The organism is Paenibacillus sp. EB106-06-01-XG199, from assembly GCF_058791575.1.
Genome location: NZ_JBYTDQ010000002.1, coordinates 473264 through 490371, shown reverse-complemented (window position 1 = coordinate 490371; position 17108 = coordinate 473264). Strand labels below are relative to the sequence as shown.

The following is a 17108-nucleotide window of genomic DNA, read 5'->3' as shown; positions in this document are numbered from 1 at the left end:
GGAGGAGGAATACCGAGATGAATGAGAATACTAAACTGTTACTGTTTACTGGCTCCTACGCAAGTGCGGAAGAGAGCGGAGTTCAGGTGTTTGAGTTCAACGGGGAGGCAGGGGGTACACTGGAACTGCTGGATACGGTGCAAGGTATCACGAATCCCACCTTTGTTAATGTTGATGCTTCGGGACAACGGCTGTATGCCATTGGTGAACAGGGGAACCGGGTAGGCGGCAAGGAAGGCGAGGTTGTCTCCTTCGCCATTGATCCACAGACAGGCAAGCTGACCGAACTGAAGCGGATTCCAACGATGCCTGCCGCAGGCAAAACCCAAACCACCACCTGTCATATCTCCAGAGATCTGGAGAACGAATATATCGTTGTATGCAGTTACCATGGCGGAAGTATCGGTCTTGTAGCGCTCGATAAGCAAGGGCTGCCGCTGGCGCTTACGGATACAGCTCAGCATACCGGACATGGAACGCATCCGGAACGCCAGGACCGGCCGCATCCGCATTCGTCCGTATTCAGTCCAGACGGGCGTTTCCTGTTTGTGGCTGATCTCGGGCTCGATCTGATTCGTTCCTACCGGATCAACCGGGAGCAGCAGACGCTCGAGATTCATGACGAAACCCCGCTGCACAAGGGAGCAGGTCCAAGGCATTTTAGCTTCCACCCGGACGGCAAATCTGCTTATGTTATCAATGAAGTGGATTCCACGATTACTTCGTTTACATATGACAGCACTGCGGGAACCTTGCATACGGTCGTAACTGTGCCGACTCTGCCAGCGGATTATAAGGGGGAGAACACTTGCGCTGAAATATCTTTGTCACCGGACGGCCGTTACCTTTACGGTTCCAACCGCGGGCATGACAGTATTGTGGTCTATGCTGTGGATGCCGAATCGGCTGCGCTTACGTGGGTAGAGCATGTGTCTACACGCGGCGGCCATCCGCGCCACTTTACTGTGACCCCTGACGGAGCATTTCTGATTGTTGCCAATCGTGACGGGAACAATCTGGTGGTATTTTCCCTCGATCCTGCCAGCGGGCGCCTTAGCTTCACAGGCAATACAGCAGAGGTGTCAAAGCCGGTATGTGTTAAGCCTGCTGTATTCTTCATCTCGTAAGTTATCACAAGACAGAGCGGTTACGTGGACTTCATTCGGGTTAAATCCGACAAAAGGAACACCGGGGAATTGCTCCGGTGTTCCTTTTGAATTAAGGCTGTAACGTAATGGTGGTTAGTGGGGATGTAAAATGGCTTGTTATTTAAGTGAGACGGGCTTAAGCGGCACAACCGTGGAAACTGCCGATTTAAAGAGCACATTTTGCCTGCCGTCACCCTGTCCGTGCAAGGTGATCGTGTAAGCGTCGTATGAGGTCACAATTCCCTGCATTTTAACTCCGTTGGTTGTAAAAATCGTCACGGGGACCTTTGTTGAAATACATTGGTTCAACAAACGTTCCTGTAATTTTAGACTTTCCACTTTGGCAGCACTCCATCTTTTTTATGAATTGACTTCCAGGCCAATTATAACACGGGAAAGACTCTTCCTGGAAATGTGGTGGATGGCGCTGAATTAGACAAGGAGGTAGTTATGCTTTATTATCAGTACTGGTCCAGAGGTTTTCGCCGGTTTTTATGGTTTTTGTTAGGATTCAGTGTGATTGCGACGCTTGTATTCCTGAACAAGACGGCTTCCTTTGATACCTATATTATTCATATTGTCCAATCTGCAGAATCTCCTGCACTTACTTCGCTGGCTAAAGGATTGTCACTGGTGGGTTCCTCCAGTCTGGCGATCGGCATCTCACTGTTGACGATGGCGTTGCTATTCTTTCTGCTGAAGCACCGGTTGGAGCTGATTTTGTTCCTCTGGGTTGCATTAGGTTCGCAGCTGCTGAATACAATGATGAAACTGTGGTTTCACCGGGAACGCCCCAATATTCACCGGTTGATTGAGCAGGCGGGATACAGCTTTCCCAGCGGGCATTCCATGGGTGCCTTTTCCTTATATGGTGTGATCGCCTATTTGCTCTGGCGGCATTTGCGGCGGCACCGTGAACGGTTTTTACTGATTTGTTTTACGGTTCTGATGACAGGCGGCATCGGGTGGAGCCGGATTTATCTGGGTGTGCATTATCCGAGTGATGTGATCGGAGGGTATACTGCAAGCGGTGCGTGGCTGATGCTGTCCATCGGTATATTTGAAGCCTACCGGAATTCACGACAGCGCAAATCTGCCGTAACAAATAATCAAGCGGATACGCGCAGGTAGACCTGCGTTGTATCCGCTTGATGTTTGGTGGTTTTCCTTTTTTGGACGATTAGGGTTTGGCTTGATGTGCACTTGACGCATTGGCAATGCTCAGCTTCAGCAAAGCAGGCAGTCCGGCTTTTAGCTTCTGGACTTCGTCGGATGTCAATTGCCCGTCTTTGATGGACTCATCCAGCTTCAGGCTGGCGGCTTCGCTCAGTTTTTGAATATATTGTTCCTCGGTCCAGCCCTTTTTCTCCTTAGCCAGCATGTAGAGGGTTTTACCGCTTTTCAAACTGCGGATCAATTCTGTACGGTCGATCTCAAGCAGCTTGGCCGATTCATTCAGAATAAAATAACCTCCGGCTTTAAAGCCCCGCACATGATGTGGATGGGAGGAATGTTCTTTTCCCGCATGAATGCTGTCCGGTGCAGGTGAAGGTGTGCTTCCGGCAGCGTTGTCTGCAAATGCAGCAGCTGGAGCCAGACTGAGCATCACGGCTGCGGCAAAGGCTGTTATTCTTTTAATGTTGTTGCTCATGATTCACCTCTTGTGATCGTTATAGGTACTGCAGTACACAGTATTCCCCGGAAGCTGAAAGAATTCTGAAAGCCAGCTTAAGCCATACTAAAAATTCGCCGGCCTTCTCCATGGGTAATAGTGGTTGTACCCTATTAGAAATTGACTGAAGTTCTGCAGGATATACATACAAGATGTTAATAAAATAGTAAGGAGGGATGATTTTGGCCTTCGGCGCCCGCATACTCAAGACAGGAATGGCTGTCACACTCGCACTTTATCTATCTGCACTGTTACAATTTACTTCTCCAGTAGGTGCGGCGATTGCAGCAATCTTTGCCATGCAGCCCTCCATCTACCGATCATGGCGCTACTTCCTGGACCAGATACAGACCAGCACAATGGGGGCAGTCATCGCGCTGCTGGGGGGGATGGTGTTGTCCAATGAGCCCATCGCAGTTGGGCTGGTATGTATCCTCGTAATTATGATCAGCATGAAGATGAACCGTGCCGATACGATCGGACTGACACTCGTTACAGTAATCTCCGTCATGGAAGCTTCGGGGCAGTGGCAGTTTGCATTGACCCGCTTTCTGCTTACGCTCACAGGAATTGTATCGGCATTTTTAATTAATATTACGGTCTTTCCGCCAAAACCGCGTAAGCAGTACATCCAGCAGATCGAGAGCGTGTTCACCAGCCTGTCGCTGCTGCTGCGGACTGCAGTATCGCATGAGATGAAAGAGAGTGTCTTCCGCGACGAGAAACATGCGCTGGAGGGTTCGATTAAAGCGCTGGCAGATAAGTATGGACTGTTTGAAGAAGAGCAGAAGCAGCTGCGGAGAGCCAAATACAGCCAAACCCGGCAAATGGTGATGTACAAAAATCTGTTGTCCTCCCTGCAGAAGGGGTATGAAGTGCTGGAGGCTGTAGACCGGCACTATTTCCAGGCAGAACGGACGGAGCGGACCGATGAGCTGTTCGACAGGCATCTGGAGCAGCTGATTAAATACCATGAGTATATCCTGCTCAAATTCGAGGACAAGCTGAAGCCGGGTTCAAGTGACTCGGAGCCGCTTGGTGAGGACAATGACAGATTTCTGCAGCAGGCAATTGAGGGCTATGACGCTGAGAAATTAGGGCAGTTGCGGTTATCTGTTGTTGCAGCAGCTATCTATGATTACGGGTACCAACTGGAGCGCCTCGATAAAGTGGCGGATCAGATCAACCGTGCATCTGCCGATGAAAAAGATTAGCAGGCTTCAATCTGACATACTTACTCTATATAAACAAAAAATCCGGTCCCTAGGACCGGATCATATACATAATAGGCTATGACATCATAAAGAATTATAATAATGGACTCAAAGACTTGATAAAGTTGGGTGGAATTGCTAAAATAATAGGATATTGAATGAATATTGTAAAATATGCATAATTATACAAAATAATTTTACCATGGGTAAAAATAAATGTCAACCTTCCAAAGGGGATGAAATGCAGTGGAGAAACATGATAGCGAGTGGAAAGAGGAGCAGGAGCGGGTAACGGGTATAACGAAGCTGCTTAAGGGCCATATCCGGCAGTTGTCTGAAGAGCTGGGTCTGCACCGCAGCGATGTTGTGGATATGCGCAAAGATTTCTGGGAAGAGGTCACGGTTAACTTCAGCAGCCCGGATGATCTGGGCGAGACTTCAACCAGTCTGCGGCAGCAGGCGCAAATATTAAATGAACGCGAGCGCCATCATCTGCAGTCAAGCAAAGCGCTTAAAAAATATAAAAAGCTTGTTGTGTCTCCCTATTTTGGACGGATTGATTTCACTGAGACTCCGAATGGAGAGGTAGAGAAGATCTATCTCGGAATTGGTTCCCTGATGGAGGATAACGGCACCTTCCTGATTTATGATTGGCGGGCCCCAATCTCAAGTCTGTATTATGACGGTGCACCCGGTCCGGCAGTCTATGATACACCTGGAGGACTCGTGAGCGGTACGATGGAACTGAAACGGCAGTTCGTAATTGATGACGGAGTTATCGAAGTGATGTTTGATACCGGAGTAACCATCGGAGATGAATTGCTTCAACAGGTACTAAGCCACAGCGCGGACGACCGGATGAAGAGCATTGTAGCGACGATTCAGAAGGAACAGAATGCGGTAATCCGCAACGACAAAAGCCGGATGCTGGTTGTCCAGGGAGCTGCCGGAAGCGGTAAAACCTCAGCAGCTCTGCAGCGGGTCGCCTATCTGCTCTATAAATACCGCGAGGTGCTGCAAGCCGATCAAATGCTGCTGTTCTCGCCCAATCCGCTGTTCAACAGTTATGTCTCCACTGTTCTTCCGGAGCTTGGTGAAGAAAATATGCAGCAGACAACGTTCCAGATGTATCTGGAGCACCGGCTGGGCCACGAATTTCAACTGGAGGATGTATTCAGCCAAACGGAAAGTTTGCTGAATACACCTGACGGACCGGAAGCCTCAGTGCGCAGAGAAGGGATCGGATATAAATCATCAGTGGCTTTTCTGGATGCCATCCGCCGTTATGTGAATCTGCTGGAGCATGAAAGCATGCAATTCAAGCCGCTGATGTTCCAGGGCCGGGCGATCGTTGGAAAAGATGAGATGGAGCAGCAGTTCTACAGCTATGATTCCAATATCAAGCTGGCGAACCGGATTGATCTGATGACAGGCTGGCTGCTCAAGAAGATTGCTGCGTTCAGCATGGAGGAGCGGAGTGCCCAATGGGTCGAAGACCAGATTGAGCTGCTGGATTCCAGTGAATATCAACGTGCTTACCAAATGATGCGGCGCAAGGGTGGCGGCCATAACGAAAGCTTTGATGATTTCGATACCGAAAAAAGCCTGCTCGCCCGGTATATCGTCAGCCAGCGGCTGAAGCCGCTGCGCGGATGGACCAAGCGGGGGCGGTTTGTCGATGTTAAAGGGCTGTACAGCCGGTTGTTTACTGACCGGGAGCTAATGGAAACCCTCAACAACAGCAATACTTTGCCGGAGGTTTGGGATGAGATTTGCAGACAGACACTGGAATCTGTAGGGGCCAACGAGCTGGCGTATGAGGATGCAACGCCGTTTCTATATTTAAAGGAGCTGAGCCAGGGCTTCCGGACCAATACGCTAATTCGTCATGTAATAGTGGATGAAGTGCAGGATTATTCTCCATTCCAGCTGGAATTTATGCGCCGCCTGTTTCCGCGGGCCAAGATGACGGTGCTTGGGGACCTGAATCAGGCGATTTATGCCCAGGGCGAGGTGCTTGGCGACCTGGCGGGACTGGTAAGCATTTACGGCGAGGAGAATACCGAGGTGATTTCTCTAACCCGCAGCTATCGTTCGACTTATGAAATTGTTGAGTTTACACGGGCGATGATTCCAGGGGGCGAGCGGATCGTTCCTTTCAACCGCAGCGGGGAAGCACCACAGCTTACTGTTGTCGAAAGTGAGCCGCAGCTGCTTGCCTCGGTTGAGCAGGATATTCTTAATCTGCATGCGGAGGGCTATCACTATGTGGCAGTTATCTGCAAAACGGCGGAGGAAAGCGCACGTGTACATGCCGAGCTGCAAAACAGGCTGCCGGTAAGACTTGTGACAAAGGAGACGCCTAATTTTCAAAAAGGGACACTGGTACTGCCCGCATACTTAGCCAAGGGTGTGGAATTTGATGCAGTCATTATTTATGACGGCTCAGCGGAGAGATATGGCAGGGAGAGCGAACGGAAGCTGTTTTACACCGCTTGTACCCGGGCGATGCATTTGCTGCATATCTATAGCCTGGGAGCACCCAATCATTTCCTTCCGGCCGCCGTGCGCGAGTCTGTAACCGCAGGTTCACTGTAAGCTGAATAACATCATATTGGCCGTTTTCACTTGCTGGGTTGCATATCGGGTCTGCTAATAAACCACAATAAAGTTACCTGTCCGACCGTTATGGGCGGAAAAAGGTTATTCTGCCGAGTCTGCTCATTGCTGCGGCCGGAGGAGCGGTTTGTGTTGCTGCTGCCTGGTTCACAGAGGGGCTGACCGCTTACTGGATCATTCTTGGCGGGCGTGTGATCTCGTTTCTGCTTGTCTTATTTTTCGTTGACGGCTCGCTAGAAATCAAGCAGAGGCAACGGTGCTCCGGTTGCTTTTCCTTCTGATGGTGAGATACGCAATATAGATCAGAAGCAAAAGTGCAGGAGCCATTGCAGAATAGCGGTACATGACCGCATAGGTGTTATACAACGCAACAGATCCAAGGAGCATAGTACCGATTGCTACACCAAGATCCAGTGAGTTGAAGAACATGCCGTTGGCCATTCCCCGCTGGCGTGTGTCAACGGACTGAATCATCCAGGTTTGCAGTGCAGGCTGCATAGATCCGAACCCGATCCCGTAGCATAAAGCAGCCGGGAACAGGGCGGCTGTCGATGAGGCGAAGGAGAGCAGCAGCAATCCGCCGATGATGAACATGCTGCCGGGAATCAGCAGGGCAGCTGGACCGAAACGGTCATAAATTTTGCCTGACAATGGACGAATGATAACAATGGCAACAGCATTAAACAGAAAGAAATAGGCGATATGTTCCAAATGGGCTTCTTTGCCGTAAAGAGCGAGAAAGCCCAGCAGTCCGCCGTATGACACGGACAGCAGTAAGTTCAGCAGGCATGGGATAAACAGCCTGCGAAATGCCCCGCCTTTGAAATCCGCTGCCGGAACCGCAGCGGGTTCCTTGTGCTGACCCGGAAGCACTGCTGTCAGGCGGTAGCCAAGCGGGAAAATTAGCGCCAGAGCGGCTGCGGTAGCAAGCAGCAAGGAGCCGAACCCGGGACCCTGCAGCAGGCTTAGACCGATTAATGGACCGGCAGACATCGCCAGGCTTGTCGACAAGCCGAAATAACCCATGCCTTCACCCATCCGGCGAATCGGGATCACGTCCGAAGCCATTGTCGGAAAGGCGGTACTGGCCATCCCGAAGCCGATCCCGAAGAGCATGCGCATAAGCAGCAGTACGGTTATGCTTCCGGCCCAGTAATAACCGGTGACGGCTACAAGGGATACGGCCAGCCCGAGGAAGATCAGCAGGTTACGGCCGCCTTTCTCCATGGCCTTGGCCGAGAACAGCCGTGAAGCGATGGCGCTAAGCGCAAATAAGCTGGTGACCAGGCTAACCTGCACGGAAGAGGCGTTCAAGGATTCTTCGGCATAGGCCGGGAGAGTGGAAAGTGTCATTTGCAGTCCTGTAAACAGCAGCAGGTTGCAAATTGTCAGCAGAATAAACGATTTTGTCCAGAGACGATCAGATGTTATGTTCAATACCATTGCTCCTATTCTTGGTGTGAATTTCCAGTGTTGTGATAGATCAGCTCCAGCATAACGCGAAGCTCTTCAAGCTTTTCCGGTGAAAGTCCGGCAACCGCTGCTTGGATCGTCTGCTGCTCCAGAGGGATTGTGCTTTCGATCAGCGTCTGCCCCTCAAGGGTAGGATACAGCAGAAAGGCCCGCCGGTCGCTGGGACTTGTTGATTTTGTAATAAAACCTTTCTTCTGAAGCAGCTCCACGATCCTCGCAGTTGTGGGTTGATCTTTGGCTGCCGCAGCAGCAACTTCCTTCTGGTTAATGCCTTCTCGGTCAACAATCATTAACAGGACAGACCATTGTTCGGGGGTAATATCGTATGACTTCAAGGCCCGGGCAAACGCATTGGATATCCTCCGGTGGGTGGAGCCAAGCAGGAATCCGAGGAATTGCTGCGGAGAGGAAATAGGCAAAAGAATCATCCTTTCTGAATTACTTGTTATAACAAATATAGTTAGGACAAGTAAATTAGTCAACCCTATGCAAAAAACACCCCATAGAAATGTATCGGACCCATTATGATCCAATAAGATTTCCACGAGGTGCTTTATGTTAACAGCAGCAGCTCTATTATACTTGCGGAACTTTCTCCCAATCCTTCAGGAAGCGTTCAATTCCGTTATCTGTAAGCGGGTGTTTCCAAAGGGAAGGCAGCAAAGAGCCCGGGATGGTTGCAATGTGCGCACCGGCGATTGCCGCTTGCTCTACATGTGCGATGTTGCGGATACTGGCTGCAATAATTTCTGAAGTCAGGCCGTAGTTGGTCAGGATAGTCTTCAGATCCTTGATCAACTTCATGCCGTCAACGCCGATATCGTCCAGACGACCGACAAACGGGCTGATATAGGTAGCGCCGGCTTTGGCAGCCATGAGGCCTTGAGCCGCGGAGAATACTAGGGTAACGTTAGTCTTGATGCCTTTTTTGGTCAATTCGTAGCAGGCTTCCAGGCCATCTTCAGTCATAGGCAGTTTGATTACGACATTGGGTGCCCACTCAGCAATTTCATAGGCTTCCTTAAGCATTTCTTCTGCTGTAAGGCCAATGACTTCCGCGCTGACAGGACCAGGCACAATAGCAACGATTTCTTTGATTACATCTTTGAACAATCTGCCTTCTTTGGCGATCAGTGACGGATTCGTCGTCACGCCATCCACTAAACCGAGGCGGGTAATACGTTTAATTTCTTCAATATTTCCGGTATCCAAGAAAAACTTCATTGTAAATTTCCTCCCTTGATTTCTTATGGATTGACAAACAGTATGCACAACTTCATTATGGATCATGCCACAGAAAGTTTCAACTGTTAATATGAATATTTCAAAATAACTTTATAGAATTATACATCGCTTTCACTAAGGAGCGGCGTTCTTAACCATGAAGATTTCCTGTGAAAAAAGAAACTCAGCCCATTTTGACCATTCCCGGGGATGTTCTCTCCGTGATAATATAGAAACGGTATTGTTGATTTTCTGATGAATGGCGGGTGACAGAAATGATTACTGTAGTTGGGGGCGTCGTGTTGTTTCTGTTGTTTGCTGCAGGACTGCTTGCCTACCAGAGCAGCCGGATGATCTCCGAGCGGGAGGCGAGTGAATCTGCCGCTCCTACCGGTTCACTGATGTACTCCGTAGTTAATCAAGCGTTCGCAGAACATGAAGAACGGCCGGAGGCGGTTCCGTTATTTCAGTTCACTGTGCTTTCCGGACCGGGAGAACAGCTAGCTAAGGGAGAAAAGGGAACGACTTCCGCTTTATGCCGTGTACCGGCCGGTACGGGAGAGATGGTTCTGACCGACGCGGAGAATTGGATGAGAAGCAACCTCCGCAAAGCTTCTATTGAAGGAGCAAGGGTCGTGTTTGTTTCCTTTCCGGAGAAGGCGGACCGCAGGGGAGAGAAAGAGCTGATTCGAAACTTGGAGGTTACGGCGAGAGAGGAGGCCGAACATGCAAATCACCATTAATGATGTAGCGATATCTGTCCGTGAAGGTGACATTACGTCCTGGCAGGGCGATATGATTGTGAATGCATCCAATTCCGGCCTCTATGGAGGCGGTGGTGTTGATGGAGCGATCCACCGGGCTGCCGGACCACGAGTAGCTGAGGAATGTGCGGTAATCCGCCAGAAGCAGGGAGGCTGTCTGCCTGGTGAGGCTGCATTAACGAGTGCAGGCAGACTTCCTTTGCTGGGCATTGTACATACAGTAGGGCCGATTTGGAAAGGCGGTGGCGCCGGGGAAGCCGATACTTTGGCCAAATGTTATGCCAGCAGCCTGGACTTGGCCTGCTTAAAGGGTGTGCGGAGCATAGCCTTTCCAAACATCAGCACCGGGGTTTATAATTTCCCTAAAGCGTTGGCCTGTGAAATTGCGCTTCATACGGTCATTGAGTATGTGGCGGCCCAGGATTCCCGGTTGCTGCCGCTGAAAGAGATCTCTTTTATTTGTTTTGAGAAGGGTAACGCTGAATTATATGAGGAAACGCTTAAAAATTATATATAGCTGGACTTGCACTCTGGTTGAAGTGGAGGAGAGACGGTAATGACGTCCATAGCTGATGTTAATTTTGTTGTAGTTGATCCCGGGAGCGCGGATTTGCTTTCATTAATTGACCGTCTGGATGAGGAGCTGAAATCCCGCTATCCGCATGAGACCATCTACGTTGTGGATTTCACCGATCCGAAGGTAAAAGAGATGACTTTCGTGGTAGCTTATCAAGGAGAGAAGCCGGTCGGCTGCGGAGCGCTGCGCCCGCTTGACCCGGACAGTGCGGTGATGGAGCTCAAGCGTTTCTATGTGGACCCGGGCAGCCGCAAGCAAGGAATAGCCAACAAGCTGCTGCTGGAGCTTGAGGCGAAGGCCATTAGTGCCGGCTGCCGGGAAATCCGGCTGGAGACTGGCATTAAACAGCCGGAAGCCATTGCACTCTACGTGAAGCATGGCTATCGGCCGATTGATTTGTTTGGACCTTATATTGGCGATCCGGATAGTTTATGTTACGGTAAGGAACTCTTCTAATCTGATGTTCAAGCGTGGTATTTACCTGCAGGGGTATTCAGCACCCATTCCAGCATGAGCAGCATATCCTCCAGCCTGGTAAGCTGGGCATTTAGAGCTTCGCGTTGCGGGCTGTCCTCGGCCAGTGGTGTCAAACGTGTCTCCAGAGACCTGCGTTGGAGTGTTAATTCATTGATTTTGGACTGGATCTGATTTTCGGTTCTCATCCGGAATCCTCCTGGTGATAATAATTTTGTATTGTAAATCTATTTCATTATTATAACGGATAATATGGAGGTATTAAAATGAGTATCAATGTAAAACAGCTGGCTGCGGAAAAAGCCGTGGAGTATGTGGAAGACGGAATGAAGGTTGGCCTCGGCACAGGTTCCACCGCATATTGGGCCATCCGCAAGCTGGGGGAACGAGTGCAGCAAGGACTTAAGATTACCGCAGTAGCTACCTCACGTGCTTCGGAGGAGCAGGCCCGCGAGCTGGGCATTCCACTGGTTGCATTTGGTGATGTTGACCACCTGGATTTGACGATTGACGGAGCGGATGAACTCGATGGCCAGCTTCAACTGATCAAAGGCGGCGGCGGTGCATTGCTGCGCGAAAAGATCGTGGCTATGGGCAGCACACGCATGATTGTGGTAGCAGATGAGAGCAAAGCAGTAGAAACGCTGGGCAAGTTTCCGTTGCCTGTTGAGATTGTTCCCTTTGCTTGGGAATGGACAGTCGCTGAACTGGCTAAGCTGGGCTGCAAGCCGGAGCTGCGGCGGAGCGGTGATGAATTGTACAAGACAGACAACGGCAATTACATTGCGGACTGCGGGTTTGAAGCGATTGCTTCTGCTCCTGAACTTGCGAAGTCTCTGCAGGGCATTCCGGGCGTTGTTGAACACGGCTTGTTCATTGGAATTGCCGATCTGGCCATTATCGGCAAGAACGACGGCAGTATCGAAATAGTGGAAGGTGAAAGCAATCTCTAGTCCGCGTAAGACGCAGAAGCCCGGAAACCGCTCCGTACGGGGAAAACTTCAGCCGAAGCCGCGCCGGATATGGGCGTGGATGCTGCTAATTCTGTACAGTGCAGCCGTTGTGTACTGGATGTTTATCGGTTTTGGCCGTGTTGTTCATCCGGACGGACCGCTGCAATATAATCTGGAGCCGCTGCGGACCATAAAACTCTATTTTGATCTGGACAATGGGGTGCCTTTCTCCGGCCGGCTGGTGAATCTGCTGGGAAACGTCGCCGTGTTCATTCCCTTTGGCCTCCTGCTGCCGCTGCTGAAGAAGCGGCTTAACTCCATGTTTGGGTTAACCTTACATATGGCTTTATGGATATTGCTGCTGGAATCCATGCAAATGCTGCTGCGTGTCGGCAGCTTTGATATTGACGATCTGCTGCTTAACTTGCTGGGTGTGTGGATAGGTTATATTTTTCTTCATTTGGCATGGGGTAAATCATTAAACTAAAGTTTCACAAAACTTAAGTGTATGCTTTCGAAGTGAGTTTTGTACGAAGTTTTATCAGGAAGCGATGCTCACAAAACTTTTAGGAGGTTAACTATGCTGATAGATCTGAAGCATCTCGTGGGTTCTCCCGAGGTGAACGAGCTGCTGGCTTATGCTGTTATTGATGAACCGGATGCACTGCAGCGCACTTCAGCCGAATATAGCGCACAGGCTGCACTGCAGCTGTGCGGCTGGGAAGAGGAAGGCCTGCTGCTGGGGCTGGTAGGCTTTGAAGAAACGGAAGACGGGTCACTGGACATCCGCCATATCGCTGTACTGCCAGAGAACAGGGGGAAAGGGTATGCGCGCGGAATGATTCTTGAACTGCTAACTGCGCGTCAGCCCCGTTATCTGCTGGCAGAAACTGAGGACGAAATTGCTGCTGACTTCTACCGCAGCCTTGGGTTCATGGTGTACAGCCTGGGTGAAAATGCCGCAGGAATCGAAATGTTCCGCTGTGTATATGAGGTCGAGGAGACTGAGGACGAAGAATAACGGGAATACCCGCTAAGGGGAAGGCAGAGAGAATTCTCGGCTCCTCCCGATAAACAGCCACAGCCATTACGCATGTCAACGTGCGGAATGGCTGTTTTTGTTATGCAAAATGCAAATTAGCCGCTGCTGGAATACGGAAAGGAACATATTGACTTTTTGGGCGTCAGACCCTATAGTTTTACTGTGAAATAGTTTCATACGTGAACTATTAATAATGTTGGGAGGTTTAAATTTTGAAAGAAGAGGCAGAACACTGGATCAACCGCTATTTGAATGCATACATGGTGGTGACTAGGCAGATTAGCGCCCGTGTCAAGGAGCGGATTCCGGAAGGACTGACCAATGACCAATTTATTATTCTCCGGCTGATAAACAGTCAGGAGCTTTGTACTTCCACATTTCTGGCCGAGGCAGTTGCGGTAGGCAAGAGTTCGATAACGGCAATTATTAACCGGCTGGACGAAGCTGGACTGATTCAGCGGACCCGGGACGAGAATGACCGCCGCCAGGTGTATCTGACACTCACGGAGCATGGGAAGAGTGTTCATCAGACCGCCGAGAAGCAGGTTCAAGAAGTGATCTCTCCCTATCTGTTTGATTTTGAGGAAAAGGACATTGAGAAATTTATTACTATGTTCGAGAAGCTTGCATTTTTAATGCATGAAACAGGAGGGAGAAACAATTGAAGACCATACTTAAAGCTAGATGGGCTGTAATTTCAGTCTGGCTGGCTGTGGCGGTCGTGTTATTTTTGACGGCGCCGGCGATGTCGGATCTGGTGCGCGAGAAGGGGCAGATTGCTGTTCCGGATGGCTACACTTCTTCGAGAGCGGCTGAGATTATGAGAGAGGTGGCCGACGCCAACGGTGGTGAAACGCTGCACCAGGTTGCCCTTGTTTTTAATAAGCCGGATGGACTGAGCGCAGAAGATACGGAGAGCATTAAGCAGGGCGTTGAGCAGCTTACGGTGAGCAAGGAATCGCTGAAGCTGGATTCCATTACCGACCCCTTTTCTCAAACCGAATTAAAGGATACGCTGATTGCGAAGGACGGGAAGACCATTATGGTCGCACTGTCGGTAAAAGGCGGAGAAGAAGTGGTCAAGGAGCTCCCGGCTAAAGTAGCAGCCCTGTTAAATGATGTAACTGCCGATCATTATCTGACCAGCGAAGGACTGATCACGGAGGATACCATTGTCAGCTCAGAGGCAGGGCTGAAGAAGTCGGAGTATATTACCGTTGTATTTATTCTCTTGATCCTGTTCGTTGTATTCCGTTCGTTCATTGCGCCGTTTGTGCCGCTGCTTACGGTCGGACTGAGTTATATTGTATCCCAATCGGTTGTAGCCTTTCTGGTGGACCGGTTTGACTTTCCGTTATCCACATTTACGCAGATCTTTATGGTGGCCGTACTGTTCGGGATTGGGACGGATTACTGCATCCTGCTGATCAGCCGGTTTAAGGAAGAGCTGGCAACCTCTGAGGATACGAAAAGCGCGATTATCACGACCTACCGTAAAGCGGGGGGAACGGTATTTTATTCCGGTCTTGCGGTATTTGTAGGGTTCCTCGCCATTGGGTTGTCCAAATTCATGCTGTACCGTTCTGCGGTTGCAGTGGCTGTAGGGATTGCCGTGATGATGCTGGCGCTTGTGACTGTCGTTCCATTCTTTATGGCGGTATTGGGCAAAAAGATGTTTTGGCCATCCCGCGGGAAGCTGGAGCATAGCGAAAGCCGCATCTGGGGGGCCGCTGGTTCCTTCTCCTTAAAAAGACCGTGGGCTGCTCTGCTGATTGTAGCTGCGGTAGTGGTGCCGTTCCTCGTCACTTATGGCGGCAAACTGTCCTTTAACAGCATGGACGAAATCGGTTCCAACTACGCATCGGTTAAAGGCTTCAACATTATCTCTGAGAGCTTTGGGCCGGGAGAATCGATGCCCGGCAAAATAATCATCAAAAATGATGACCGTATGGATACTGCTGAATATATGGGTCTGGCTGAAAAAATCAGCCGTGAGCTGGAAAAGGTCGACGGCGTCAAAGCTGTGCGCAGCATGTCGCGTCCTACGGGGGAACAGATCAATGACTTCCTGATCCCGACCCAAGTGGCTACACTGTCAGAGGGTCTGGATCAGAGCAATGAAGGGCTTACGAAGATTCAAACGGGGCTTGCGGAAGCAAGCAAGCAGTTAAGTGACAACGAGCCGAAGCTGAACGAGGCCGTATCGGGCAGCGCGAAGCTGACGGAGGGCACAGTTGAGCTGAAACAAGGTATCGCCGCGCTGGGCGATGGACTGTCCCGTATAGAGAGCGGCATTAAAAGCGGATCGGCGGGAGCCGGTGAGATCAAAGCCGGTCTGGCGCAGGCAGCGGCCAGCGCAGAGCAGCTTGCGGACGCCAATGCTGCACTATTGGCAGGCTACAAGCAAATCGGCACGGGGCTGACTGCATTGGACGGAGGCGTTGCCGGGCTGCAAACCCAGCTCCAGGGCGTGGCTGCTGCACTTGCCGGGCTGGATGCTTCCTTCACGGGCCTGGAAGCCAGCCATCCTGATCTTCTGCAGGATGTTGATTACCAGACGATTAAAGGAACGGTAACGCAAACCGGCACGGGTACAGCCCAGCTTGCCGCAGGACTAGGACAGATTACAGGGCAGCTTAAAGCTGCAGCTGCCGGTCTGAACAAGGCCAACACCGGATATGCCAAGGCCGTTGCCGGCCAAACGGCGCTGGCACAAGGTCTGGGCAAGCTTGTCGCCGGAATCGGCCAGTTGCAGACGGGCCTGAATCAAGCGGCGGCGGGGCAAGGCCAAATTGTCGATCGTATTCCTTCGATCACAAATGAACTCGACCAGCTGCAAGGCGGCCAGCAGCAGCTTGCTGACGGGTTCAGCCAGCTTACCGGACAAATCGGCCAGCTTACGGACGGTTTGAACGACAGTACGGATGGCCTCAAGCAAATCACCGGCGGGCTGGATTCCGCTCAAGCGTACCTGGGGCAAATTCAGGAGGCCAAAGACGATGAACTGAGCGGATTCTTCGTACCGTCTGAGGCGCTGGAAGCCGGGGGCATCCAGCAGATTTTTGATACGTACCTGGCAGGTGACGGCAAGGTGATGACGCTGGACGTTGTTTTCGCCGAGAACCCCTATAGTTCCGAAGCGATCGACAGCATGGGAGACATTCAGGCTGCCGTGGACCGGGCTGTGAAGGGCACGAAGCTGGAGAATGCGGAGACCGCGATCAGCGGAGTGACCAGCACCTATAGCGATCTGCAGAAGATTTCCAATGAGGATTATTCGCGGACTGTTATCCTGATGTTGGGCGGTATTTTTATCATTCTGGTATTGCTGCTTCGATCGATTATCATGCCGATTTATCTGATAATTTCACTCGTTATCACTTACTTTACGGCGCTGGGAATTACGGAAGCCATCTTTGTAAATCTGCTGAATTATTCCGGAATTACCTGGACTACTCCGTTCTTCAGCTTCGTCATGCTGATTGCGCTTGGGGTGGACTACAGCATCTTCCTGATGGCCCGCTTTAATGAGAACAAGACCTGGGATGTGCATGAAGCGATCCTGCATGCCATGCGCAATATGGGGACAGTCATTCTGTCGGCTGTAGTGATCCTGGGCGGAACCTTTGCCTCGATGTATCCTTCCGGCGTATTGTCGATGATGCAGATTGCTACTGTAGTTCTGGCCGGTCTTGCTCTTTATGCACTGGTTTTCCTGCCGTTTTTCGTTCCTGTTATGGTACGGATGTTTGGCCGGGCGAACTGGTGGCCGTTTTCTTCGGCATCAGCGGAGGATCAGCCGAAAACATTAGATTTATAAGCTTGTACATGATTTGATAATGGTAAAGAGCAGGCTTCCGGGGCAGCGGAGCTTGCTCTTTGCTGTTTTTGAAGAAGCAGGGAGAAAAAATATTTCATACATAGAGGTAACCTTTCAGCCCTATGCTC

At 50.6% G+C, this 17108-nt stretch carries 18 protein-coding genes and 1 pseudogene; 13 read left to right on the top strand and 6 right to left on the bottom strand.

The annotated features are described in order from the left end of the window. The first annotated feature begins 17 nt into the window (after positions 1-17). Entirely contained in the window at positions 18-1127 is a 1110-nt protein-coding gene (locus AC3WT9_RS08145) for a lactonase family protein (protein WP_341378349.1), read from the top strand. A 138-nt stretch (positions 1128-1265) separates the two neighbouring features. Here AC3WT9_RS08145 and hfq read toward each other — a convergent pair whose 3' ends face one another. Beyond that, on the bottom strand, positions 1266-1487 hold the full coding sequence (gene hfq, locus AC3WT9_RS08140) for an RNA chaperone Hfq (RefSeq protein ID WP_038590687.1): 222 nt from the start codon (positions 1485-1487) through the stop codon (positions 1266-1268). Positions 1488-1598: 111 nt separating this feature from the next. On the opposite strand from hfq, the gene AC3WT9_RS08135 reads away from it, so the two are divergent. Beyond that, positions 1599-2279, top strand: a complete 681-nt coding sequence (locus tag AC3WT9_RS08135; protein WP_341092506.1) for a phosphatase PAP2 family protein — start codon at positions 1599-1601, stop codon at positions 2277-2279. A 49-nt stretch (positions 2280-2328) separates the two neighbouring features. Here AC3WT9_RS08135 and AC3WT9_RS08130 read toward each other — a convergent pair whose 3' ends face one another. Then, positions 2329-2799, bottom strand: a complete 471-nt coding sequence (locus tag AC3WT9_RS08130; protein ID WP_341092507.1) for a hypothetical protein — start codon at positions 2797-2799, stop codon at positions 2329-2331. A 203-nt stretch (positions 2800-3002) separates the two neighbouring features. On the opposite strand from AC3WT9_RS08130, the gene AC3WT9_RS08125 reads away from it, so the two are divergent. From AC3WT9_RS08125 to AC3WT9_RS08115, 3 genes and pseudogenes are all read left to right on the top strand, one after another. Further along, on the top strand, positions 3003-4034 hold the full coding sequence (locus AC3WT9_RS08125) for an FUSC family protein (protein WP_341092510.1): 1032 nt from the start codon (positions 3003-3005) through the stop codon (positions 4032-4034). Between the two features lie 246 nt (positions 4035-4280). Then, the gene (helD, locus tag AC3WT9_RS08120; protein ID WP_341378350.1) at positions 4281-6632 is read left to right on the top strand and encodes an RNA polymerase recycling motor HelD; all 2352 of its coding nucleotides are present in this window, start codon (positions 4281-4283) and stop codon (positions 6630-6632) included. A gap of 74 nt (positions 6633-6706) precedes the next feature. Further along, a pseudogene (locus AC3WT9_RS08115) lies at positions 6707-6850 on the top strand (MFS transporter); the annotation flags it as partial. A 43-nt stretch (positions 6851-6893) separates the two neighbouring features. Here the strand turns inward: AC3WT9_RS08115 and AC3WT9_RS08110 are convergent. From AC3WT9_RS08110 to fsa, 3 genes are all read right to left on the bottom strand, one after another. Then, positions 6894-8096 (bottom strand): MFS transporter, encoded by a 1203-nt coding sequence (locus tag AC3WT9_RS08110; protein ID WP_445935331.1) that lies wholly within the window; start codon positions 8094-8096, stop codon positions 6894-6896. Between the two features lie 5 nt (positions 8097-8101). Further along, positions 8102-8554: a MarR family winged helix-turn-helix transcriptional regulator gene (locus tag AC3WT9_RS08105; protein ID WP_492407532.1), complete on the bottom strand. Its 453-nt coding sequence runs from the start codon at positions 8552-8554 to the stop codon at positions 8102-8104. Between the two features lie 148 nt (positions 8555-8702). After that, a complete protein-coding gene (fsa, locus tag AC3WT9_RS08100; protein WP_038590710.1) occupies positions 8703-9350 on the bottom strand; it encodes a fructose-6-phosphate aldolase in 648 nt (215 codons plus the stop codon). Positions 9351-9625: 275 nt separating this feature from the next. Here fsa and AC3WT9_RS08095 point away from each other — a divergent pair, with 275 nt between their 5' ends. From AC3WT9_RS08095 to AC3WT9_RS08085, 3 genes are read left to right on the top strand one after another with little or no spacing between them, the layout of a single operon-like run. Further along, positions 9626-10093 carry a hypothetical protein gene (locus AC3WT9_RS08095; RefSeq protein ID WP_341378352.1) on the top strand — a complete coding sequence of 156 codons (468 nt, stop codon included), beginning with the start codon at positions 9626-9628 and terminating at the stop codon, positions 10091-10093. After that, positions 10077-10631: a macro domain-containing protein gene (locus AC3WT9_RS08090; protein ID WP_341092519.1), complete on the top strand. Its 555-nt coding sequence runs from the start codon at positions 10077-10079 to the stop codon at positions 10629-10631. Before AC3WT9_RS08095 ends, AC3WT9_RS08090 begins: the two co-directional genes overlap by 17 nt. Positions 10632-10670: 39 nt before the next feature. Beyond that, positions 10671-11147 carry a GNAT family N-acetyltransferase gene (locus AC3WT9_RS08085; RefSeq protein ID WP_341092521.1) on the top strand — a complete coding sequence of 159 codons (477 nt, stop codon included), beginning with the start codon at positions 10671-10673 and terminating at the stop codon, positions 11145-11147. Positions 11148-11155: 8 nt separating this feature from the next. On the opposite strand, the gene AC3WT9_RS08080 is transcribed toward AC3WT9_RS08085, so the two are convergent. Next, positions 11156-11353, bottom strand: coding sequence for a hypothetical protein (locus tag AC3WT9_RS08080; protein ID WP_341092522.1), 198 nt, complete (start codon positions 11351-11353; stop codon positions 11156-11158). An 84-nt stretch (positions 11354-11437) separates the two neighbouring features. Here AC3WT9_RS08080 and rpiA point away from each other — a divergent pair, with 84 nt between their 5' ends. The 5 genes from rpiA to AC3WT9_RS08055 all read left to right on the top strand — a co-directional run bounded on the left by rpiA (position 11438) and on the right by AC3WT9_RS08055 (position 16980). Next, the gene (gene rpiA, locus AC3WT9_RS08075; protein ID WP_341097650.1) at positions 11438-12118 is read left to right on the top strand and encodes a ribose-5-phosphate isomerase RpiA; all 681 of its coding nucleotides are present in this window, start codon (positions 11438-11440) and stop codon (positions 12116-12118) included. Further along, a complete protein-coding gene (locus AC3WT9_RS08070; protein ID WP_341092523.1) occupies positions 12102-12605 on the top strand; it encodes a VanZ family protein in 504 nt (167 codons plus the stop codon). The genes rpiA and AC3WT9_RS08070 overlap by 17 nt, the downstream gene beginning before the upstream one ends. 93 nt (positions 12606-12698) lie before the next feature. Next, the gene (locus tag AC3WT9_RS08065) at positions 12699-13139 is read left to right on the top strand and encodes a GNAT family N-acetyltransferase (RefSeq protein ID WP_341092524.1); all 441 of its coding nucleotides are present in this window, start codon (positions 12699-12701) and stop codon (positions 13137-13139) included. A gap of 233 nt (positions 13140-13372) precedes the next feature. Continuing rightward, the gene (locus AC3WT9_RS08060; RefSeq protein WP_341092526.1) at positions 13373-13825 is read left to right on the top strand and encodes a MarR family winged helix-turn-helix transcriptional regulator; all 453 of its coding nucleotides are present in this window, start codon (positions 13373-13375) and stop codon (positions 13823-13825) included. Next, positions 13822-16980 carry an MMPL family transporter gene (locus tag AC3WT9_RS08055; RefSeq protein WP_341378353.1) on the top strand — a complete coding sequence of 1053 codons (3159 nt, stop codon included), beginning with the start codon at positions 13822-13824 and terminating at the stop codon, positions 16978-16980. The genes AC3WT9_RS08060 and AC3WT9_RS08055 overlap by 4 nt, the downstream gene beginning before the upstream one ends. The last annotated feature ends 128 nt before the right edge of the window (positions 16981-17108 follow it).